Genomic DNA, 20,505 nt, shown 5'->3' with positions numbered 1-20,505 from the left:
TCGAACGCGGTGCGGCCTCCCGGCTGCTTACGCGGCCCAGGCCCAGCCGACATGGCCGTCCGGACGCACCAGCAGGCCGCCCACGCCTTCGAAGTCCGCGCGTCCCAGGCGACCGCGCAGCGTCGTCACCTGGGAGGGCCAGCCGGGTTCCCAGCGGGGCAGGGGGCGTGCGTCGTCCTCGCCCAGACCCAGCAGCAACCACCGGCCCGGATGCAGTGCCGCGTAGAGCCGCGCGTCCGTGCCGAGCTCCACGTCGCTCAGGCGTCGGCCGCACCACTCGGACAGCAGCGGTGAGGGTGTCTGGGGCGCGGGCACGTCCAGCGGCGCGTAGCCCACGTCGAGCGCCCCGATGTTGTCCGCGAGCTGGCGGTTCAGCCGGGGCTCACGGAGCAATCCGCTCAGCAACTCGCGCAGCGCCAGCGTCTCCCGCGTGGCGCCCATGAGGGCGGTCTGCGCCAGCGTGTTGTGGATCAGCGCTTCACCCACGGGACGGCGCTCGCGCGAGTAGCTGTCGAGCAATGCCTCCGGCGCACCGTCCTTCACCACCGCCGCGAGCTTCCATCCCAGGTTCATCGCGTCCTGCAGCCCGACGTTGAGCCCCTGGCCTCCCGCCGGGAAGTGGATGTGCGCGGCGTCGCCCGCGAGCAGCACGCGTCCCTCGCGGTAGCGCTCCGCGAGCCGCGTCTCGTTGCCGAAGCGGGACAGCCACCGGGGCTCGCGCATGCCGAAGTCGGAACCCGCGATGCGCAGCGTGCTCTCCCGCAGCTCCTCCAGCGTGACGGGTTCGCGCACCGGCGCCTTCTCCCGGAGCGGATCATTCACGACGATTCGGTGGATGCCCGGCGACATGGGCACCACCATCACGCCGCCGCGCTCGTTCGAGATACCGAGGGCGGGCTGGGCCGGCGGCGCGCCCAACGTCACGTCGCCCAACACCGACGTGCGCGTCACGTCCGTCCCCGGGAACGGGATGCCCGAAAGCCTCCGTACCGCGCTCCGGGCTCCGTCCGCGCCCACCACGAAGCGCGCCCGGATGCGGAACGTGCCCGCGTCCGTGGATCCCTCCAGGTCCACGCCCTCGTCGTCCTGTCGCAGGGCCTCCACCGTGTGGCCGCGCCGCACGGCCACGCCCAGCTCCCGCGCCCGTTCCTCCAGCAGGGCCTCCGTCACAGCCTGCGGAAGGAACAGCGTGTAGGGGAAGCGCGTGTCCAGGACGCTGAAGTCCAGGCGCGTGTCGAGCATCGCGAAGTGGCCGGTGGGCAGCGGCCGTCCCCGCTCCAGGAACCGGCCCTCCAGCCCTCGCAGCGCCAGCACCTCCAGCGAACGCGGATGCAGCGTCAGCGCCCGGGACTCGCGCACGGCCTCCACGCGCCGCTCGAACAGCTCCACCCGAACGCCCGCCAGCGCCAGCTCGCACGCGAGCCACAGCCCGGTGGGACCTCCCCCCACCACCGCCACATCAAGGACCTCCGCCATGACCGACCTCCCGCCCGAAGGCGTCAAACTAACGTTGTTAGGGATCGACTAACGGCGTTAGATTGTCAAGCCAGCGAGGGGCAGCGCGGGCATGCGAATCCAGCGGGAGCAGGTGGTGGCGGCGGCGTGGACGCTGCTGGACGATCACGGCCTGGAGGGCCTCACGATGCGCGTCCTGGCGAAGGCGCTCTCCATCCAGGCCCCGTCGCTGTACTGGCACTTCCCGGGCAAGCAGGCCCTGCTGGACGCGATGGCGGACACGCTGGTGCGGGACGTGGCGCGCACGCTGACGCCGGAGTCACCGTGGGAGCCGGTGGTGCGCACCGTGGCGGAGGAGCTGCGGCGCGCGTTCCTGGCCCACCGGGACGGCGCCCGCGTCTACGCCGGCACCATCGTGGTGTCCGAGCACACGCTGCGCGTCTCCGACACCGTGATTGGCGCGCTGACTCGGGCGGGGTTCGACTCGCGAGCGGCGGGCTGGGCGGCCTTCACCGTGCTGGACTACGTGCTCGGCTTCACCATCGAGGAGCAGGGCTTCACCGCGCAGGACGCCGAAGCGAAGGAGCGGGAAGGGGCGCTGCGTCAGCTCGCCTCCGCGCGCTATCCGCACGCGGCCGGCGCGGTGGATGCCATCCTGGACCGCGACTTCGAGCGCCGGTTCGCCTTCGGGCTGGACCTGCTCGTGGCGGGCATCCGATCGCGGATGTCCACGCCGTAGCGCGTCGCTGTCAGGTTCCCGCCGCGCATTTCGTCCCGCTGCCCGGCACGCAGCGCACCCTCCGACACCGCCCCTACGTCCCGGCTGTCCGCGCCGGATGGCTCGGGCATCATGCCGCGCATTCCTCCCGCTCTGACGGGAGCCCACGAGGAGTCGCGCAGCGATGGACACGGGACTGCAGGGCAAGGGCGTGCTGGTGACGGGCGGCGCGGGCGGCATCGGCTCCGCGCTGGTGCGGGCGTTCGCGGGCGAGGGCGCGAAGGTGGCGGTGCACTACCACCGCAGCCAGGACAAGGCGGCGGCACTGGCGCGAGAGGTGGGCGGCGCGGCCGTGCGCGCGGACCTCACGGTGGAGGCGGACGTGGACGCGCTGGTGCCCCAGGCAGTGAAGGAACTGGGCCGGCTGGACGTGCTGGTGTGCAACACCGGCGTCTATCCCGCGCCCGATGAGCCGCTGTGGCGGATGTCGCTGGAGCGCTGGCGGCGCACGCTGGCGCAGAACCTGGACAGCGTGTTCTTGAGCTGCCGCGCGTTCCTGCGCCACGTGGAGACCACGGGCACGGGCACCATCGTCATCATCAGCTCCACGGCGGGCCTCTTCGGTGAGGCGGGCCACACGGACTACGCGGCGGCGAAGGGCGCGCTGGCGGCGGGCTTCGTGAAGAGCCTGAAGAACGAACTGCACCGCATCGCGCCCATGGGCCGCGTCAACGTGGTGTGCCCGGGCTGGACGGAAGTGGATCGCAACCGCGACAAGCTGGGTGACCCCAAATTCGTCGGCCGCGTCACGCGGACGATGCCGCTGCGCAAGGTGGGGCAGCCGGAGGACGTGGCGCGCGTCGTGGTGACGCTTGCGTCGGATCGCATCTCCGGACACGTGACGGGCGAGGTCGTCACCGTGGCCGGGGGCATGGAAGGACGGGTGCTGCATGAAGACTGACCTGGACGTGCGGACGTACAACCGCGAGGCGTGGAACGGCGAGGTGGGACGCGGCAACCGATGGACGCTGCCGGTGGATCCGGAGGTCATCGCCGCCGCGCGACGGGGCGACTGGAGCGTGGTGCTCACCCCGACGAAGCCCGTGCCTCGCGCGTGGTTCGGGGACCTGAAGGGCAAGGACGTGCTGGGCCTGGCGAGCGCGGGCGGCCAGCAGTGTCCGGTGCTCGCGGCGGCGGGCGCGAACGTCACCGTGTTCGACAACTCGCCCGCGCAGCTGGCGCAGGACCGCAACGTGGCCGAGCGCGAGGGGCTGTCGCTCCAGTACGTGGAGGGTGACATGCGCGACCTGTCCGCGTTCGCCGACGGGAGCTTCGACCTCATCTTCCACCCGTGCTCCAACTGCTTCGCGGAGGAGATTCTGTCGGTGTGGCGCGAGGCCTTCCGCGTGCTGCGGCCGGGCGGCGTGCTCCTGTCGGGCATCTGCAACCCGGTGCGCTACCTCTTCGACCCGGTGGACGAGGAGAAGGGCGTGATGCGGCTCAAGTACACGATGCCGTACTCGGACTTCACCAGCCTCACCGTCGAGGAGCGCCGCCGCTACACCGACAAGGATGAGCCCATGGTCGTGGGCCATTCGCTGGAGGAGCAGCTGGGCGGACAGATGGAGGCGGGCTTCGTGCTCACGAACCTGTTCGAGGACAAGTACGAAGGGGGAAAGGACCTGCTCTCCACGTTCCTGCCCACCTTCATGGCCACGCGTGCCCTGAAGCCTGAATCGCGTTCGTGACACAGAAGGGCGTTGCACCTGGCCGCCGCGAAAGCCTACAGGTGAGATGTCCGGGTCCTCCCGGGCATCCCCCCATTCGTAGGAGTCGTCCATGAAGGTGTCGCTGCGTTTTTCCGCGGTCGTGATGCTGGGTGTTTCGCTGCTGGGCCTGGGCTGTGAGGGTGCGGACGCGAGGGACCCGCTGCAGGCCATCGAGGCGGGCGCGCAGGTGAAGGTGGAGCCCGCGCTGGCGGAGGTGAAGCAGGGTGCCGTGGGTGACACGCTGATGCGCTGCACGCAGCCGCAGGATGGCAGCTACCTGGAGGTGGTCCAGACCGCCACGGGCTACGAGGCGGCCACGGTGGTGGAGGCCTATGACCCCTGGGACTGCCGTTGCACGTATGAGCAGCGCACGGTGCTGGGTCAGTACACGCAGTGCCGCCGCTCCACGGTGGACCCGCGCATCATGAACTGCTACCGCGTCGAGCCCGGTGGCTCGATTGGCAAGGTGGTGCTGTCCACCACGCGCGTGCAGCGCACGCAGATGGTCATCGGCAGCACGCAGACCGTGTCGTACACGGACCTGAGCATCGCGGCCATCAACCAGGACCCGGGCCACACGCCTCGCCAGGACTTCACCTACGGCCTGGCGGACTGCCAGTAGCCGGCGGTTTTCCGGAGGCGATTTAACCTTCGGCGGGCTCCGGGGTTTTGAGTGTCAGAGCGCGACGGGAAGCAGGCTGCACGGCTGCTCCCGGAGCGTTTTGACCTGAACCCGGAGTCCACACACCATGTCGCTCAAGTCCATGCTTCGCGGTACCGCCGTCGCCACGCTGCTCCTCGCCGTGCCCGTGCTCGCCCAGACGGCCGCGCCGTCCGACTCCAACGCCGGCCAGTGCGAGGGCCGCCGGGGCAAGCACGGCGGCGGGGGCCACAAGTTCGGCCGCATGGATCACCGGCTGGACAAGCAGGTCGCCGAAGGGCGCCTGACGCAGGCCCAGGCGGACGGCTTCAAGGCGGAGGCCAAGCAGCTCCACGAGGAGATGAAGGCCGCGCGCGCCTCCAGCAACGGCCAGGTCGACGAGACCACGCGCTCGCAGTTCAAGGAGCGCCGCAAGGCGCTGAAGGAGAAGATCAAGGCGGCGCTGGCGCCCACGCAGCAGGGCGCCTGAGGTCCCACCGTGATTGGGGAACGTGACGCGAGGGCCCCGGCCGGCACAGACTGACCGGGCCCTTACGTCCGCGGGAGTCCCCATGCTTCGCAGTCTCCTCGTCGCCCTCGTCGCACTGACCGCCGGCTGTCGCGCGCACTCCAGCGCGCCCCAGGCGGAAGCGGCGCAGGCCCCGGTGGGCGCGCCGGACGCGGCGGAGTCACCGGTGGAGCTGGTGGCGGACAAGGAGCTCCAGCGCGTGCAGAAGCGCGCGCAGTACATCGTCGAATCGGAGAAGGGCACCACCAGCGCCACGGACCTGCTGCAGGCGCGTCCGGACGTGGACCGCTCGCGGGTGAACGGGGTCTTCACCGTGCCGCGCGGCAACGCCTGGTACTCCGTCTTCGGCCGCTTCAATCCGCAGGACGCGTTCGTTCCCGCGTACGCGTACCGCGCGCCCATCGAGTTCTCCGGCGAGATGGAGGACTTTCCCGTCGAGTCCCTGCCCGAAGGCATGGACGCCCTGGCCCGCGCAGCGAGCGCCGCCTGCGAGCGCGTCTACCAGGTGCACGGCCGCAAGCAGCTCAAGCCCGTCGTGCTGGAGGAGGACGACGGCATCACCGTCTACGTGCTCCAGGGCTTCGACGACTCGAACCTGTACCTGCTGGGCGGCGACTTCCGCTTCAAGTTCAGCAAGGACGGCCGTCAGAAGCTCCAGGAGCTGCCCCTGCACCAGGGGCTCATCCCCGTGTCGGTCGCGCCGGACGCGGACGGCGAGCGGCCCCAGTTCTCCGCGCACGCGCACGTGCTCTTCCCGGGGCCGCTGGAGACGGAGCTCGCGCTGGTGATGCTCCATCCCGCGCTGGGCGGCCTCTTCGTGGGCGTGGAGGACCAGGACCGCGTCTACGCACTGTCGCCGGATGGCACCATCCGCGAGGTGCGCCTGAGCCGCGAGGAGGTCCTGCGTGAGCTGCGGCCGGACGGCACCTTCGCACCGCCCGAGGAGCTGAACGTCGCACCGGAGCCCGGCGCGGACGTGGTGCTCTGAACAGCTCCTGGCTCCGCAGTGTTGAGCTTCGTTCACGTCCTTCCCGGCGGTCCGTCATGGCCAGGGGGCGGAGTGCTTGAGTTCGCGCCCTCACGACAGGAGAACACGGATGGCCTTGCAGAACGACTACCAGGACGTGCTGGACGTGGCGAAGAACGTGGGCGCGAAGGTCGAAGCGCGCGAGGAGAACGGCAAGCTCATCATCAAGGGCACCGTCGACCACGCCTTCGACCGCGATCGCATGTGGGATCAGATCAAGGCGAAGCACCCGAAGTGGAACGATGAAATCATGGTCATGCTCACCGTGACCCACGAGGAGCCCTACGGCGTGCACACCGTGAAGTCCGGCGACACGCTCAGCAAGCTGGCCAAGGACATCTACGGGGACATGAAGCTGTACACGAAGATCTTCGAGGCCAACAAGGATCAGCTCAAGGACCCGGACCACATCAAGGTGGGCCAGGTCCTCAAGCTGCCGCCGAAGACCATCGCCAACCGCGCCTGAGTCTCAGCGCTCCCGCTTGCCGGTGGACCGCTGCTTCGCGGCCCGCCGGCCTGGTGGCTCAAGGGCAGTACGGGCACTCCACCGTCGCTTCGAGCGAGTCGTAGACGAGGCAGTTCTGGTCCGCGGCGCTGTCGTTCTTCTGCTGGCAGCGGTAGTTCCACACGGAAGCGCACTGCGTGTAGACCTGCGCGTCGCCGGTGGGGCCCTGGTAGGTGGACGTGCAGGTGCCGCCCGAGCTTCCACCCGACACGGTGCAGCTGTTGGGGTCGGTGTTGCTCGTGCACTTGAGGCTGGAGCAGTTGGTGCCGCTGCCCATCCACTTGCCCGAACAGCTGGAGGCCGAGGTGCGCTGATCACAGAGCACACGGTTCAGGTTCGAATCGTAGTAGGCGCACGCGCCGTTGCCGCTGCCGCCACCGCCGCCGCCGCCACCACCGCCGGAAGGCGTTCCCCAGCTCCAGTCGGGCGTCCTCGGCTCGGAGAAGCTGTTCAGCGACACCTCGCCGTCAGAGAAGCCCACGTCCTCGCACGAGTCGCCGTCGAAGTAGCCGCAGTAGTCCCAGCCGTCGCACCAGAAGTCGCGGCACTCGTCTTCGGTGTCCTCATTGCAGAAATAGATGGACGAGCCATGGACGCAGGCGCCCTGAGTGGGGAAGCACCCGGGCATCACGAGGCCCACGGCGAGGAACAGGAGGACAGCGGACACAACGCCCGTGAGCGGACGAGGAGATGGGGTCATGCCGCCGGAATGTAGCGTCAATTGGATGCGGGATTCAGCAGCCGCGATGCCACCGGAGGACTAGATGCCCCGCAGGCGCGCGGCCCATGCCAGGTACGCGCCGCGCGGATCCACGAGCGGATCCCGGAAGAGGGCGCGGATGTCGGCGATGTCCACCTGACCGGCGTCGAAGGCCCGGTAGAGGCTGTCCCCCAGGAGGTAGCCGAGCGCGTGGCTGACGCCGTGGAACAGGCGGTCGCGGCGCAGGGGGAGGAGCTTCACGGCCTCGTCGGGGGCCTCGGACTCCGTGGCCTTGTGGGCGAGGACGAAGGCGGCGATCTGCCGCTCCAGGCCCCGGGCCTCGCCGAAGCGCTTCGCCCACTCCGTGACGTTGGGGCAGGTGCGGCGCGGGTTGATCAGCTTGGAGCCGAAGAAGCCCAGGGCCTCTTCCAGACAGCGTGCGTAGAAGGCCTCGGACGCGCCGCGCGGGGCGTCCATGGCGTCGCCCACGGCGCAGTGGCGCACGAAGTGGGCGGCCTCCTCCGCGGCGTGGTTCAGGGACAATGACGCGAGGTAGGCCGTGCGCGCGCGCGGGATGTAGCCGCTCTCGCGCGACAGGATGTGCTTGCGCAGCTGGGACAGCTCCGCCTGCGTGAAGCGGCCGCGCCGACGGATGCGGGCGAGCACGTCGCCATCCGCCGCCGTCGTCACCTCCACCGAGTCCAGTTCGCGCCCGACGGACACGCCCGCGAGCCCACCGATGAGCTCCGCCATGTCCCGGAAGCGCTCCGCGGCGCTGCGGTCCAACAGGGGCGCGTCGTCGCCTTCGGCCTCCAGGTAGTCCAGGAAGCTCTGCTGGCAGAGGACGGGCGAAGCGTTCATCAGGCACAGCGCGCCGTCCGCCAGCTCCACGGCCTCCGCGCTGCCCAGCCGGCCTTCGCGCGCGAGGCGCCACCAGAGGCCTTCGGCGTTCTGGTACACGACGAGGCCGCGGCGCGGATGGGTGTCTCCCAACGCGCGCTCCACCTGCGCGGGCAGGTGGCAGGGCGCTGCGTGGAACTGGCCCACCAACACCATCACCAGCGGGACATCCTCAGCGCGGGCCACACGGGCGATGCGCTCCGCGGCGAAGGCGTCGCGCAGCGCGAGCGAACGCTCTCCCTGGGCCCGCCGGTCGATGGCGGCCACCTGGAGCTTGAGGCGCTTCGCGAAGGCCAGCACGGCGCGGATGCCGGCGCCGGGACCGAAGCCCGGGGTGGGACCATGGCCCAGCCGGGACATCAGGGTGCGCTCGGGCAGGCGTCCCGCGAGGTACGCGTCGAGGGCGGCCTGATGACGGCCCTCCACGCACTCGAGCGCCAGCACGACGCGGCGGCCGGAGGCGAGGGCGCGCTCGGCGAGGTCCAGGTAGGTCTGCTGGGCGAGCGGCAGCGTGTGGTAGTCGCCGACGTAGACGAGGTCCGACGCCGCGATGCGCTGGTGCACGTGGGTCAGGGAGACCACGCTCTGGTAGGTGCTCGTGCGCCGGCGGTACCGGGCCTCGTAGGCGCGGAAGGCTTCGGTGCGGCCTTCGACCACCCGGGCGATCTGGGCGCGTTGGCGGCGGAAGAGGGCGAGGTGAAGGGCAAGCGACGCGCGCATGGAGCGACAGGCACCGTCGCATGCGCTCGCGGGGGCGGCAAAAAATCGGCGGGACGCGGGAAGGTGGCTTGCTTGACTCGCATGGCCCTGCAACGGACCATCGCCGTCAATCTTGCAGACCGTTCTTCCTCGCACGCTCATCCTCTGTGCCGTGGTGTTCGCCGCGGCCCCCGTCCACGCGCAAGAGGCCGCGCTGCTGCACGCATCGCCGCCGCGCTCCGAGGCCCGACAGCCCCTCCAGCTGGATGCGACGCTGGTGGATGGCGCCAAGGTGCTGGAGCTCTTCGTCCGCTATCGCGGCCCGGGCGAGCCGTACGTCCAGGTCTCCATGGAGCGGCAGTACGGAGACCTGTACCGCGCGGTGATTCCCGCCGAGCACATGGTGCCACCCGGAGTGGAGTACTTCGTCGAAGCGGCGATGGTGAATGGGGAGCGCGCGCCGCTCTTCATGTCCGCGCTCCGGCCCGCGAGGGTGATGGTGGGGACGCAGACCGCTGAGCCCCCGCCGGTCCGCGCGCCGCCGGTCCGCAAGGGGACCCGTGACGCACCGAGGTCCACGCCCGACATCGATGCCTTCGCGCCGCCGTCGGGGGCAGGGGAGGACGATGACTCGGGGAGCGCTCCGACTCCGCCTCCTCCCGCGGGTCGTCCGGATGGAACGGGCGCACGCACGGGGACCACCGATTCGCGGACTTCGAATCGAACGGACAGCGTGGACTCCCGTCCGGGAGCTTCCGACCCGCGAGCATCGAGCACTCCCAGCGGTACGGATCCACGTGCCTCAAGCCGCACGGGCGGTGCGGACCCGCGTGCTTCGAACCGCACGGACGCGTCCGATCCACGCGCTTCGAGCCGCACGGACGGCACGGATTCGCGAGCCCCAAGCCGCACGGACGGCACGGATTCGCGCACGGCCCGAACGGACGGTTCGCGCGCGCCGACCCGAACGGACACGGCCGACCCTCGCGCTTCGGCTCGCACGAGCGGTACGGACTCGCGGGCTCCCGGCCGTGCTGACGGAAGCAACGCGCGCGCTTCCAGCTCCGACGACGCCATGGCCGCGCTCAACGCGGACCTTCCTCCGGAGCCTCGCGCTTCCTCCTCCCCCAGCGCCATGGACGACGACCTGGCGCTCTACAGCGCGGAGGACGTGCTCGCGGTGACGACCCTCCAGGAGGCGTCTGTCCGCACCGTGCCGGCCATCGGTGCCTCCTTCAACCGCGCGCAGATGATTGCCCTGGGTGCCCGCACGGTGGCGGACGTGCTGGACGTGGTGCCCGGCGTGTCCGTCAGCCGCGACGTGCAGGGCTTCCACCGCACCGCCATCCGGGGCCTGCGCAACGACGCGGAGGTGCTCTTCCTCCTCGACGGCCACCGCCTCAACAACTTCTTCGACGGCAAGGCGCTCATGAACCTGCCGGTGGAGAACCTGGAGCGCATCGAGGTCATCCGCGGCCCCGGCTCCGCCGTCTACGGCGCGGGCGCGTTCCAGGGCGTCGTCAACCTCGTCACCAACCACGCCGACGGCGTCCGCGGCGCCATCACCACCGGCGGTGTTCCTCGCGACGACGGCCGCCTGGCGCTCGCCACCGACGGCCATCTGTCCGCCGCGCACACCACCGGTGACCTGCGCCTGTTCGCGGACCTGGACCTCTGGACGCAGGAAGGCGACTCGCTGGTCATCGACCACGACGCGCTCGATGACGAGTCCGTGGCCCAGGGCCTTCGCGACGTGGACCAGCCCGCGGGCCGCACCCGTGACGGCCGCTTCCTCCTCAACGCGGGCGGAGGCGTGTCCTACGGCCTGGACAGCGCCGGCCGCGTGGGCATCACCGCTCGCTACCTCTCCGAGAAGCGCGATGCGCTCGTCGGCCTGTTCGACACCGTGGGCAACGACTCCCAGCTGTCCTGGGACGTGCTCCTCGCGGACCTCACCTGGGAGCGGCCCCTCTCCGACGGCGGCCAGGTGCGCGCCCGGCTGGGCTTCGATCAGCAGTCCACCGACCGCATGTTCCAGCTCACGCCCTTGGAGTTCCGCACCGGTGACGGCGCGGACCGCCTCTTCCCCGAGGGACTCCAGGAGCAGACGCAGGTCACCGTGCGCACCGTGACGGCCTCCGTGGACGCGGACCTCGCGCTGACGAAGGAGAACCACCTCACCCTGGGCTTCGTCGCCGAACAGCAGTCGCTGTCCCAGTACGACTACACCACGAACTACACGCTCGACGGCCGCCTGCGCCCCAGCCCCGCCGCCCCTGAAGGGCTGGTGGACCTCACGAAGGGCGCGGCCTCCCGCCGCCTCAACCTGGGCCTCTCCGCGCAGGACCAGTGGACCGTGCTCTCCGCGCTCACGCTCACCTTCGGTCTGCGCCTGGACGCCATCCAGCTTCCCGACGCGGAGGCGTCAGGAACGCTCGACGCCAGCAAGATGGTGGTGCGGGTCAACCCGCGCGTGGGCCTGGTCATCGCCGCGTCGGACGCGCTGGTGCTCAAGGCGCTGTACGGCCGAGCCTTCCGCGCCCCCACGCCCCAGGAGCTGGTCGAGCGCATCCCCGACACCGACTACAACCAGGGCCGCTTCGAGGGAAACCCGCTCCTGAAGCCCACCACCGTGGACACCTTCGAGCTGGGCATGGACCTGGTCCAGGCCGCGGGCGACACCCGCGTGCGCGTGCGCGCCAACGCCTTCCTGCAGAACTTCGCCTCGCCCATCACCCCGGTGGACACCAGCGGCAACATCGTCCCCCTGCGCAACCGCGAGCTGGGCGTGCGCGTGTACGGCGTGGAGGCGGAGGCCCGCCTGGAGGCGTCCAAGCGCGCCGCCGCGTGGGTCAACGCCAGCCTGTCCCGCGCGCAGGACCTGGAGGTGCCGGAGCAGGCCCGGCTGCTCACGGACGTGCCCCAGGCGCGCTTCAACGCGGGCGTGTCCATGCCCCTGGGGGACTGGGTGAACCTGGACGTGGTGGTGCGCTCCGGCGCCGAGCGGCGCAACAACAACCGCTCCACGCTGGAGCTCATCCGCCGCTATGAGATTCCCGCGTACAGCCTCATCACCGCGCAGCTGCGCACCGAGCCCATCTGGGAGCACTTCGAGGTGACGCTCTACGCACAGAACCTCTTCGACCACGACCTGCGCGACGACGTGCCCCGGCCGGACCGCGTCACCGGCCTGCTGCCGCGCGAGGGCGTGTCCGGCTACCTCACCCTGAGGGCCTTCTACTGATGGACCGCCGCCACCTCACCGCCGCGCTCGCGGCACTCACGCTCTTGCCCGGGTGCCTCGCGTACAACGACTCCTGCACCCCGCTGGTGGACGACCCCGACGCCGTCGTGGGCTACCTGGGCGAGGAGGTCCAGCTGGGCTCCGCCTTCACCCGCCACGACAACAACGCGCTGGGGCAGCTGGCCGCGGACGCGTTCCTCCACGCGGAGGATGGCGCCTCGAAGGCCACGGAGCTGGGCATCATCAACGGCGGCTCGCTGCGCGACGAGGGCCTGTGCGTCACCCGCACGTCCCTGCGCACGGGGCCGCTCACCGACGGCGTCCTGCACGAGGTCATCCTCTTCGAAAACCTCGTCGTGACGGTGGACCTCACGGAGAAGCAGCTCGTGGACCTCTTCGAGCACTCCGTGGAGACGCTGGCCGTGGAGGGGCAGGCCATCGTGTCTCCGTCCGGCGCGTTCCTCCACGTGTCCGACGGCACCAGCATGCGCGTGGACTGCGCGCGTGCGGCGGGCCAGCGCGTGACGGAGCTGCGCGTGCGCGGCCGCGCCGTGTCCATCCCCGCGCGCGACGACGCGTCCATCCGCTACCGGGTGGCGATGTCCACGTTCCTGCTGTCAGGAGGGGACGGCTACGGCGGCATCCTGGGCAACGCGGGTCAGGACCCGGACCGCAACCCGGTGACCGCGCGCAAGCTGGGCGGCACGGACGCCAACATCGCGGCGGCGTACATGAAGAGCACGTACCCCAGCCCGGTCCAGGCGCTGAAGGAAGCCCCGCGCATCGTCTTCGCTAACTGTGCCCGGCCCTCCCGGCCCGCCCCGCGCTGACGTCTCGCGCGGTGTCGGACTTACGGGGGCCGGGGTGGATGGAGCCCTACGGCTTCGAGGGCTCGTCCGAGGATGCCGGGGCGCTGGACGTCACCACCGCGGGAGCGGAGGTGGCTGTCTGCGCCGCGGCGGCCACCGGCCGTGGAGGCAGGGGGCCCAGCACGTCGTTGACCGAGGGCATGCGGCGGATGTCAGCGCGGGCGACCTTCCATGCCTGCTGGACGATCCACGACAGGGAACGATCCTGCCGCGTTGCCTCACGCTGGATCTCTTCCAGCATGTCCTCGGGAAAGTAGAGGGATTGCTTGCGGTGATCCGTGGTGGCCATTGCCCTGCCTTACGGCCTTTCTTCGCGCGGGTCCGTGCGCTCGTCGCCCGTGACGTCATTCACGGCAGGGAACGACTTGATGCGGTCGCGGGCGATCTTCCAGGCCTGCTGCACCACCCAAGAGAGAGAACGGTCCTGCCGGTTCGCTTCCTCCTGGATCTCCTTCAGCATCTCCTCGGGGAAGTACAGCGACTGCTTGCGCTTGTCGGTGCCTGCCATGCCTGGGTCTCCGGGGCGGATTCGAGGTGACGACCTGAACACACCGGAGCGGTTATCCGACAGACGCCCTGAAGGGTCAACGGTTTCGGAGCACTCAAGCGTGCGCCCGAGGGCTGAACGCTCCACTTCCGACAAAGAGTGCCCCGGTCAAAAAAGTGAAACGCCCCGGCCTCCACAGGGGAGACCGGGGCGCTTCGGAAAGAGGGACCGCAGGGAGCGAATCTCCGAGCGGCCCCGTGGACCCAGAGGGGGAGGGGGGGGACCCCTAGGTCCAACGTCATGAAGTCCAGAACGTCCGACCAACAACCGCGAAGCGCCGTTCTATTTCCGCCCCGCGTCCTTCCGTTGTGGGAATCATGGAATGCATCCCCACGCTTCCGTCACCGCGAATCTGTAACCCGGTCATCTGACACTCCATTCCGAACGCTGGCGCCATGCCTCGCGCGTCTCCTGAAAGCTCCTCGCTGCCCGGCAGGCTCGCCCGCTCGTATGCCGAGCACGGCGCCCGTTCGCGCTCGGTGCTGCTGGCCGTCTCCGGAGGCGCGGACTCCACCGCGCTCCTCGTCGGAACGGCGCGCGTGCGCGAGGCGCTGGCGCTGCACGTGGAGGTGGCGACGGTGGACCACGGTCTCCGGGCGGAGGCCGCGCGGGAGGTGACCTCCGTCGTAGGTCTGGCCGAGCGCCTGGGGCTGACCTGCCACGTCCGGCGGCTCGCGCTGTCGCCCGGGGCGGGGCTGGAGGCGCGCGCGCGCGCGGCGAGGTACGCGACCCTGGAGGTCCTGCGACAGGAGCGCGGCCTGGACTTCGTGGCCACTGGCCACACGCTCAATGACCAGGCGGAGACGCTGCTGATGCGCCTGTCCCGGGGAACGGCGCTCCGGGGCGCACGCTCCATCCACGCCCGTGCTGCCACGCTCCTCCGCCCGTTGCTCGCGTGCTCGCGCGAGGACGTGCTCGCCTTCCTGACCACCGAGGAGGTGGGGTTCGTGGTGGATCCGATGAACGCGGACCCGTCCTTCTTCCGCACGCGTGTGCGCCAGGACGTGCTGCCCGCGCTGAACCGCGCGGCGGGTTTCAGCACCGTGGAGCACCTGGCCACCTTCGCGCGGCTCGCCTCCGAGGACGAAGCCCTGCTCGACGGGCTGGCGGACGCGGCGTGGGAGCGGCTGGCGCTGTCCGGGGGCGGGCTGGACGCCGTGGGGCTTCGCGCGCTGGAGCCTCCGCTGTGGCGCCGCGTGCTCGCACGGCTGCTGGGCACGGCGGGCGCCCGGGTGGACCACGCCACGCTGGAGCGCGCGCGGGAGGTGGTGGCGCGCGGGGGCGTCATTCCTCTGAGCGACGGCTTCCTCCTGAAGGCCACCGGCGGGCGGGTGCGGTGTGTGGGACCTGGAGGGGAATCACCGCCCGCGCCGTTGGTGCTCGCGGGGCCGGGGGCCCAGGGGGACTTCGGCGCGTGGCGCTTCCAGGTGGCCGCGGAAGGATTTCCGCCCCCAGGCGTGTTGGCCTTGATGTTGGAGGAGGGGACGGCGTGGCCACTCACGGTGCGTTCGAGAAAGCAGGGCGACCGCGTCCGGACGCGCACGGGCCACCGCAAGGTGCAGGACGTGATGGTGGATGCCCGCGTTCCTTCGGAGGCGCGCGACGCGCAGCCGGTGGTGGTGGACGCGCGCGGGGAACCGCTGTGGCTTCCCGGCGTCCTGCCGCGCTTCGTCGAACCGGGTGCGGCTTCGCGCGAGGTGGCTTCCCGACACTCGCTGTGGGCCTTTCCTCCGCTCACGAGCGAACGGAAGACCCCTCCGTTATAGAGTCGAAGCTTCGAAACGGGGGATGGTCGCGGTCCCCTAAATAGTTGAGGGCTTTTTGCTGTTGCTGATACGGTCCGTCGCTGGCCTGCACACGGGCGGGCGCCGGGCACATGACGAACTTCGCCAGGGTTCCTCCTGGCACGGCCCTCATCCCGCCGAGTACCGAAAGGGCAGCTGAAACGTGCGTTCGACCTACAAGACCATCGGGCTCTGGGTCATCCTGATCGTCCTCTTCGTCGCCTTCTACAATTTCTTCTCGCAAGGCAACGAGCAGGTGCAGGAACCGACCTTCACCCAGCTTCTGACCAAGGTGGAGGAGAAGAAGGTCCGTGCCGTCTCCGTCAAGGGCAATACCTACTCCGGTACGTTCAGCGACTCGAACGACAAGTTCCGGACGACGGGGCCCCCGCCGGACGTGGCCGTGCTCAACCAGCTCCGCGCCTCCGGCGTGGACGTGAAGTACGAGCGCGAGGAGCAGAACAGCCTCTGGCTGACCATCCTCGGGCAGTGGATGCCCGTCGTCTTCCTGTTCCTGTTCTTCATCTTCTTCATGCGCCAGCTCCAGGGCGGCAGCGGCAAGGCGATGACGTTCGGGAAGTCGAAGGCGAAGCTCCTCAGCGAAAGCCACAACAAGGTCACGTTCGCGGACGTGGCCGGCGTGGACGAGTGCAAGGAGGAGCTGGAGGAGATCGTCGCCTTCCTCAAGGACCCCAAGAAGTTCACCAAGCTGGGCGGCCGCATCCCCAAGGGCGTCCTGATGATGGGCCCTCCGGGTACGGGCAAGACGCTGCTCGCCCGCGCGGTGGCCGGTGAAGCGGGCGTCCCGTTCTTCTCCATCTCCGGCTCGGACTTCGTGGAGATGTTCGTGGGCGTCGGCGCCAGCCGCGTGCGCGACCTGTTCGAGCAGGGCAAGAAGAACGCCCCCTGCATCATCTTCATCGACGAAATCGACGCCGTGGGCCGCCACCGTGGCGCGGGCCTGGGCGGCGGTCACGACGAGCGCGAGCAGACGCTCAACCAGCTGCTGGTGGAGATGGACGGCTTCGAGTCCAACGACGGCGTCATCCTCATCGCCGCCACCAACCGTCCGGACGTGTTGGACCCGGCGCTCCAGCGCCCGGGCCGCTTCGACCGCCGCATCATCGTTCCCCGTCCGGACCTCAAGGGCCGCCTGGGCGTGCTGAAGGTGCACACCCGCCGCGTGCCGCTGGCCCCGGAGGTGGAGCTGGAGGTCATCGCCCGCGGAACGCCCGGCATGACGGGCGCGGACCTGGAGAACCTGGTCAACGAGTCGGCCCTGATGGCCGCGCGCCAGAACAAGGAGCGCGTGGACCTGGCGGACTTCGAGCAGGCGAAGGACAAGGTCTTCATGGGCCCGGAGCGCCGGTCCATGATCATGACCGACAAGGAGAAGCGGAACACGGCCGTCCACGAGGCCGGTCACGCGCTCCTCGCCAAGCTGCTGCCCGGCTGCGACCCGCTGCACAAGGTCACCATCATCCCGCGCGGTCAGGCCCTGGGCGTCACCTGGAGCCTGCCCACCGAGGACAAGGTGAACGGCTACCGCAAGCAGATCCTCGACCAGATCACCATGGCCATGGGTGGCCGCATCGCCGAAGAGCTCATGTTCAACGAGATGAGCAGCGGCGCGGCGAACGACATCGAGCGGGCGACGGAGACGGCGCGCGCCATGGTGTGCCGCTGGGGCATGAGCGAGAAGATGGGCCCGCTGGCGTTCGGCAAGAGCGACGGTGAGGTCTTCCTGGGCCGCGACTTCAACTCGTCCAAGGACTACTCCGAGGACACCGCCCGGCAGATCGACATGGAGGTCCGCAGCATCGTCGTGGGCTGCTACACCACCGGCAAGCAGCTGCTCACGGACAAGCTGGACGTGCTCCAGCGCGTGTCCGACGCCCTGGTGGAGTACGAGACGCTCGACGCCGAGGACGTGAACATCATCCTCCAGGGTGGCCAGCTCACCCGTGAGCGCCCGGCGCCGCGCGTGAGCTCCTCGCCGAAGCCGACGGAGAAGAAGGACAAGCGGAAGATCCTCGACGCGCTCGAGGGCCTGCCCAACATGGAGCCGAAGAAGGCGTAACGCCTCTCGAGGTTCCGTCCTGAAGTGACGAAGGCCCTTCCCGCGTATCGGGGAGGGCCTTCTGCTTTTCGCCGTGACGCCCTGCGCGGTCCAGTCGTCCTCCCTTCCCTGGACCCGGCGAAGCGGCGACACTGATTCACCGCAGTCCTCACGCTTTGAAGGGGTCCTGACCGTGCTGCGCGCACGCCTCATCTCCCGCGACCGCCCCGACGACCTGTCGCTGGTCCTCCGCCGCCTGAACCTGTCTCCTCGCAACCGCGAGCACCTGGCGCGCGAGCTGGGCTACGCGCACGTGCTCGTCACCGGGGGCCGTCCCTCCTACGAGGAGGAGCTGGTGCCGCCGTACGGCTCCAAGGAGCGGGAGAAGCTGCCCACCTGGACGCCGGGCGGACACGTGGACCACCCCGGCGAGGTGCTCCTGTCCGGCAGCCGCCAGCAGTTCGACCGGCTGATTTCGCTCGCCCGCAAGTCCCCTCGCACGGACGGCCTGGCGCGGGCCCTGGAGGAGGTGCTGTCCCCCGCGCCCATGCCGGCGCTGACCTTGAGCGGGCGGCGGTTCGAGTGGGGCACGCGTACGTACCTCATGGGCGTGGTGAACGTGACGCCGGACAGCTTCTCCGACGGCGGCATTTTCCCGGACGCGGTCAGCGCAGTGGAGCACGCGATGAAGCTGGTGGACGCGGGCGCGGACATCCTGGACGTGGGCGGCGAGTCCACCCGGCCGGGCTCGCTCCCGGTGTCCGCGGACGAGGAGCTCTCGCGCATCCTCCAGGTGGTGGAGGGCATCAAGCGCCGCTCCACCGTGCCCATCTCCGTGGACACCACGAAGGCGGCGGTGGCGAAGGAGGCGCTCAAGGCCGGCGCCCACCTCATCAACGACGTCACCGGCTTCCACTCGGAGCCGGCGTTGGCCGGCGTGGTGGCCGCCGCGGGCGCGGCGTGTTGCCTCATGCACACCCAGGGCATGCCGAAGACGATGCAGCAGGACCCTCGCTACCAGGACGTCGTGGGCGAGGTGATGGACTACCTGGAGGAGGGGATGTTCCAGGCCACCGAGGCCGGCATCCCGCGCGAGCGCATCCTCCTGGACCCGGGCATCGGGTTCGGCAAGACGCTGGAGCACAACCTCTTCCTCCTGCGCCGTCTGGAGGAGCTGCGGGGGCTGGGGCAGCCCCTGCTGGTGGGCACCAGCCGCAAGTCCTTCCTCGGGAAGCTGACGGGCGGCAAGGGCCCCCAGGAGCGCCTGGCGGCCACCCTGGGCTCCGTGGCGGCCATGGCCATCCTGGGCGGCGCGGACGTGGTGCGGGTGCACGACGTGGGCGAGGCGCGGGACGCGCTGGCGGTGGCGGACGCCATCCGGCGGGCTCGGGGCGGCGGCGACCTGTACGGCGGCTGACGGGGGCAAGCCCCAACGTCGTAAACAGGCCAGGTCCGCACGCCTGGGCGCTTGCCTGGGTGACACCGCATCCCTAGCTTCGGGCCCACGTGCCGGACGGGGTATAAGCCCCGGACGCGAGTGGCCGGAGCCCTTCCGGCAATGGGAAAGGTGGAGCGGCACACATGGCGTACAGGATGGACATGCCCCCCAAGGAAGCTCAGAAGACGGAGCGGCTGTTCGGCACGGACGGCGTTCGTGGCGTGGCCAACGTCTATCCAATGACGGCCGAGGTCGCGATGAAGCTCGGCCGCGCCCTGGCGTACCTCATCCGCAGCGGTCCGCACCGCCACCGGGTCATCGTGGGCAAGGACACGCGCCTCTCCGGCTACATGCTGGAGCAGGCCCTGTCCGCCGGCCTCATCTCCATGGGCGTCGACGTGGAGCAGGTGGGCCCGCTGCCCACGCCCGGCATCTCCAACCTCACCACGTCCATGCGCGCGGACGCGGGCGCCGTCATCTCGGCGTCCCACAACCCGTACCAGGACAACGGCATCAAGTTCTTCTGGCGCGACGGCTTCAAGCTGCCGGACGAGACGGAAGCCAAGATTGAAGAGCTGGTCTCCAGCGGCGAAATCGACAACATCCGTCCCACGGCGACCAAGATTGGCCGGGCCATCCGCCTGGACGACGCGCGCGGCCGCTACATCGTCTACCTGAAGGCCACGTTCCCCCGCGAGCTGACGCTGGAGGGGATGACCATCGTGGTGGACTGCGCCAACGGCGCGGCGTACCGCACGGCGCCCGCGGTGCTGGAGGAGCTGGGCGCGAAGGTCATCGCGCTGGGCGTGTCCCCGGATGGCAAGAACATCAACCACAAGTGCGGCGCGCTCCACCCGGAGGGCCTGGCCAAGGCGGTGGTGAAGCACGGCGCCCACCTGGGCGTCGCGCTGGACGGCGACGCGGACCGCCTCATCGTCGTGGACGAGAAGGGCAACGTCGTGGACGGCGATGCCATCATGGCCATCTGCACGGGTGAGCTCGTCGCGCGCAAGGAGCTGAAGAAGAAGACGCTCGTCTCCACGGTGATGAGCAACATCGGCCTGGAGCGCGCGGTGTCCCAGTGGGGCGTGAAGGTGGTCCGCACGCGCGTGGGCGACCGGCACGTCGTGGACGAGATGCGCCGCAATGGCTACAGCCTGGGCGGCGAGCAGAGCGGCCACCTCATCTTCCTGAACCACACCACCACGGGCGACGGCACGCTCGCGGCGCTGCAGCTGTTGGCCGTGATGTGCCGCCAGCAGAAGCCGCTGTCGGAGCTGGCCTCCATCTTCCAGCCGGTGCCGCAGACGCTGCTCAACGTCGTGGTGAAGCAGAAGCGCGAGCTGGGTGAGCTGCCCACGGTGATGAAGGCCATCAAGAACGTGGAGCAGAAGCTGGGCAACAACGGCCGCGTGCTGGTGCGCTTCTCCGGCACGGAGCCCAAGGCCCGCGTGCTGATTGAAGGCGAGGACGCGGCGCGCAACGAGGCGTACGCCCGCGAAATCGTCGAGGCGCTCTCCAAGGCGCTCAACGGCTAGCGACAGCGGTTGACTTCCGGACGCCGGCCACGAATAGAGGGGCCGGCGCGGGCCCGGGTCCCTGGACAATCCCGCACCGCGCCA

General features: G+C 70.1%; 18 protein-coding genes. 13 read left to right on the top strand and 5 right to left on the bottom strand.

Features of this window, described 5'->3' with window-relative positions:
- Positions 1 to 27: 27 nt before the first annotated feature.
- Complete coding sequence (locus D7Y15_RS05860) at positions 28 to 1,476, bottom strand: FAD-dependent monooxygenase (protein WP_121751938.1); 1,449 nt, start codon at positions 1,474 to 1,476, stop codon at positions 28 to 30.
- A 91-nt stretch (positions 1,477 to 1,567) separates the two neighbouring features.
- On the opposite strand from D7Y15_RS05860, the gene D7Y15_RS05855 reads away from it, so the two are divergent.
- From D7Y15_RS05855 to D7Y15_RS05825, 7 genes are all read left to right on the top strand, one after another.
- Complete coding sequence (locus D7Y15_RS05855; RefSeq protein ID WP_121751937.1) at positions 1,568 to 2,194, top strand: TetR/AcrR family transcriptional regulator C-terminal domain-containing protein; 627 nt, start codon at positions 1,568 to 1,570, stop codon at positions 2,192 to 2,194.
- Positions 2,195 to 2,357: 163 nt separating this feature from the next.
- Positions 2,358 to 3,134, top strand: a complete 777-nt coding sequence (locus tag D7Y15_RS05850; RefSeq protein ID WP_121751936.1) for an SDR family NAD(P)-dependent oxidoreductase — start codon at positions 2,358 to 2,360, stop codon at positions 3,132 to 3,134.
- Complete coding sequence (locus D7Y15_RS05845; RefSeq protein ID WP_121751935.1) at positions 3,124 to 3,921, top strand: class I SAM-dependent methyltransferase; 798 nt, start codon at positions 3,124 to 3,126, stop codon at positions 3,919 to 3,921. The genes D7Y15_RS05850 and D7Y15_RS05845 overlap by 11 nt, the downstream gene beginning before the upstream one ends.
- A gap of 91 nt (positions 3,922 to 4,012) precedes the next feature.
- Complete coding sequence (locus D7Y15_RS05840; RefSeq protein ID WP_120574356.1) at positions 4,013 to 4,564, top strand: hypothetical protein; 552 nt, start codon at positions 4,013 to 4,015, stop codon at positions 4,562 to 4,564.
- 127 nt (positions 4,565 to 4,691) lie between these two features.
- On the top strand, positions 4,692 to 5,072 hold the full coding sequence (locus D7Y15_RS05835) for a hypothetical protein (protein WP_120574355.1): 381 nt from the start codon (positions 4,692 to 4,694) through the stop codon (positions 5,070 to 5,072).
- A gap of 82 nt (positions 5,073 to 5,154) precedes the next feature.
- Positions 5,155 to 6,099, top strand: a complete 945-nt coding sequence (locus D7Y15_RS05830; RefSeq protein WP_120574354.1) for a hypothetical protein — start codon at positions 5,155 to 5,157, stop codon at positions 6,097 to 6,099.
- A gap of 109 nt (positions 6,100 to 6,208) precedes the next feature.
- The gene (locus D7Y15_RS05825; RefSeq protein WP_120574353.1) at positions 6,209 to 6,604 is read left to right on the top strand and encodes a LysM peptidoglycan-binding domain-containing protein; all 396 of its coding nucleotides are present in this window, start codon (positions 6,209 to 6,211) and stop codon (positions 6,602 to 6,604) included.
- Positions 6,605 to 6,662: 58 nt separating this feature from the next.
- Here the strand turns inward: D7Y15_RS05825 and D7Y15_RS05820 are convergent, their stop codons facing one another.
- Positions 6,663 to 7,343 (bottom strand): hypothetical protein, encoded by a 681-nt coding sequence (locus D7Y15_RS05820; RefSeq protein WP_126933596.1) that lies wholly within the window; start codon positions 7,341 to 7,343, stop codon positions 6,663 to 6,665.
- A gap of 60 nt (positions 7,344 to 7,403) precedes the next feature.
- Positions 7,404 to 8,963, bottom strand: coding sequence for a ChaN family lipoprotein (locus D7Y15_RS05815; protein ID WP_120574351.1), 1,560 nt, complete (start codon positions 8,961 to 8,963; stop codon positions 7,404 to 7,406).
- A 112-nt stretch (positions 8,964 to 9,075) separates the two neighbouring features.
- Between D7Y15_RS05815 and D7Y15_RS05810 the strand changes: the two genes are divergently transcribed.
- Together D7Y15_RS05810 and D7Y15_RS05805 are read left to right on the top strand one after the other, a co-directional pair.
- Entirely contained in the window at positions 9,076 to 12,186 is a 3,111-nt protein-coding gene (locus D7Y15_RS05810; RefSeq protein WP_121751934.1) for a TonB-dependent siderophore receptor, read from the top strand.
- Positions 12,186 to 13,016, top strand: a complete 831-nt coding sequence (locus D7Y15_RS05805) for a 5'-nucleotidase C-terminal domain-containing protein (RefSeq protein ID WP_120574349.1) — start codon at positions 12,186 to 12,188, stop codon at positions 13,014 to 13,016. Before D7Y15_RS05810 ends, D7Y15_RS05805 begins: the two co-directional genes overlap by 1 nt.
- A 46-nt stretch (positions 13,017 to 13,062) precedes the next feature.
- Here the strand turns inward: D7Y15_RS05805 and D7Y15_RS05800 are convergent, their stop codons facing one another.
- Positions 13,063 to 13,344: a TIGR04563 family protein gene (locus tag D7Y15_RS05800; protein ID WP_014396355.1), complete on the bottom strand. Its 282-nt coding sequence runs from the start codon at positions 13,342 to 13,344 to the stop codon at positions 13,063 to 13,065.
- A 9-nt stretch (positions 13,345 to 13,353) separates the two neighbouring features.
- Positions 13,354 to 13,563: a TIGR04563 family protein gene (locus D7Y15_RS05795; protein WP_014396356.1), complete on the bottom strand. Its 210-nt coding sequence runs from the start codon at positions 13,561 to 13,563 to the stop codon at positions 13,354 to 13,356.
- A 434-nt stretch (positions 13,564 to 13,997) separates the two neighbouring features.
- Here D7Y15_RS05795 and tilS point away from each other — a divergent pair, with 434 nt between their 5' ends.
- The 4 genes from tilS (at position 13,998) to glmM (ending at position 20,421) form a co-directional block, all read left to right on the top strand.
- Complete coding sequence (gene tilS, locus D7Y15_RS05790) at positions 13,998 to 15,368, top strand: tRNA lysidine(34) synthetase TilS (RefSeq protein WP_121751933.1); 1,371 nt, start codon at positions 13,998 to 14,000, stop codon at positions 15,366 to 15,368.
- A gap of 181 nt (positions 15,369 to 15,549) precedes the next feature.
- Entirely contained in the window at positions 15,550 to 17,466 is a 1,917-nt protein-coding gene (gene ftsH / locus D7Y15_RS05785) for an ATP-dependent zinc metalloprotease FtsH (protein ID WP_120574347.1), read from the top strand.
- A gap of 172 nt (positions 17,467 to 17,638) precedes the next feature.
- Positions 17,639 to 18,862: a dihydropteroate synthase gene (folP, locus tag D7Y15_RS05780; protein WP_121751932.1), complete on the top strand. Its 1,224-nt coding sequence runs from the start codon at positions 17,639 to 17,641 to the stop codon at positions 18,860 to 18,862.
- 164 nt (positions 18,863 to 19,026) lie between these two features.
- Positions 19,027 to 20,421: a phosphoglucosamine mutase gene (glmM, locus tag D7Y15_RS05775; RefSeq protein ID WP_120574345.1), complete on the top strand. Its 1,395-nt coding sequence runs from the start codon at positions 19,027 to 19,029 to the stop codon at positions 20,419 to 20,421.
- Positions 20,422 to 20,505 lie beyond the last annotated feature (84 nt).

Source organism: Corallococcus sp. AB030, from assembly GCF_003668965.1.
In the GTDB taxonomy this organism is placed as follows: domain Bacteria; phylum Myxococcota; class Myxococcia; order Myxococcales; family Myxococcaceae; genus Corallococcus; species Corallococcus exiguus.
This window is presented reverse-complemented; position numbering and strand designations above follow the sequence as displayed.

Coding starts and splice junctions, on each gene's coding strand:
- D7Y15_RS05860 (WP_121751938.1), bottom strand. CDS start 1,476: ATGGCGGAGGTCCTTGATGTGGCGGTGGTGGGGGGAGGTCCCACCGGG.
- D7Y15_RS05855 (WP_121751937.1), top strand. CDS start 1,568: ATGCGAATCCAGCGGGAGCAGGTGGTGGCGGCGGCGTGGACGCTGCTG.
- D7Y15_RS05850 (WP_121751936.1), top strand. CDS start 2,358: ATGGACACGGGACTGCAGGGCAAGGGCGTGCTGGTGACGGGCGGCGCG.
- D7Y15_RS05845 (WP_121751935.1), top strand. CDS start 3,124: ATGAAGACTGACCTGGACGTGCGGACGTACAACCGCGAGGCGTGGAAC.
- D7Y15_RS05840 (WP_120574356.1), top strand. CDS start 4,013: ATGAAGGTGTCGCTGCGTTTTTCCGCGGTCGTGATGCTGGGTGTTTCG.
- D7Y15_RS05835 (WP_120574355.1), top strand. CDS start 4,692: ATGTCGCTCAAGTCCATGCTTCGCGGTACCGCCGTCGCCACGCTGCTC.
- D7Y15_RS05830 (WP_120574354.1), top strand. CDS start 5,155: ATGCTTCGCAGTCTCCTCGTCGCCCTCGTCGCACTGACCGCCGGCTGT.
- D7Y15_RS05825 (WP_120574353.1), top strand. CDS start 6,209: ATGGCCTTGCAGAACGACTACCAGGACGTGCTGGACGTGGCGAAGAAC.
- D7Y15_RS05820 (WP_126933596.1), bottom strand. CDS start 7,343: ATGACCCCATCTCCTCGTCCGCTCACGGGCGTTGTGTCCGCTGTCCTC.
- D7Y15_RS05815 (WP_120574351.1), bottom strand. CDS start 8,963: ATGCGCGCGTCGCTTGCCCTTCACCTCGCCCTCTTCCGCCGCCAACGC.
- D7Y15_RS05805 (WP_120574349.1), top strand. CDS start 12,186: ATGGACCGCCGCCACCTCACCGCCGCGCTCGCGGCACTCACGCTCTTG.
- D7Y15_RS05800 (WP_014396355.1), bottom strand. CDS start 13,344: ATGGCCACCACGGATCACCGCAAGCAATCCCTCTACTTTCCCGAGGAC.
- D7Y15_RS05795 (WP_014396356.1), bottom strand. CDS start 13,563: ATGGCAGGCACCGACAAGCGCAAGCAGTCGCTGTACTTCCCCGAGGAG.
- tilS (WP_121751933.1), top strand. CDS start 13,998: ATGCCTCGCGCGTCTCCTGAAAGCTCCTCGCTGCCCGGCAGGCTCGCC.
- glmM (WP_120574345.1), top strand. CDS start 19,027: ATGGCGTACAGGATGGACATGCCCCCCAAGGAAGCTCAGAAGACGGAG.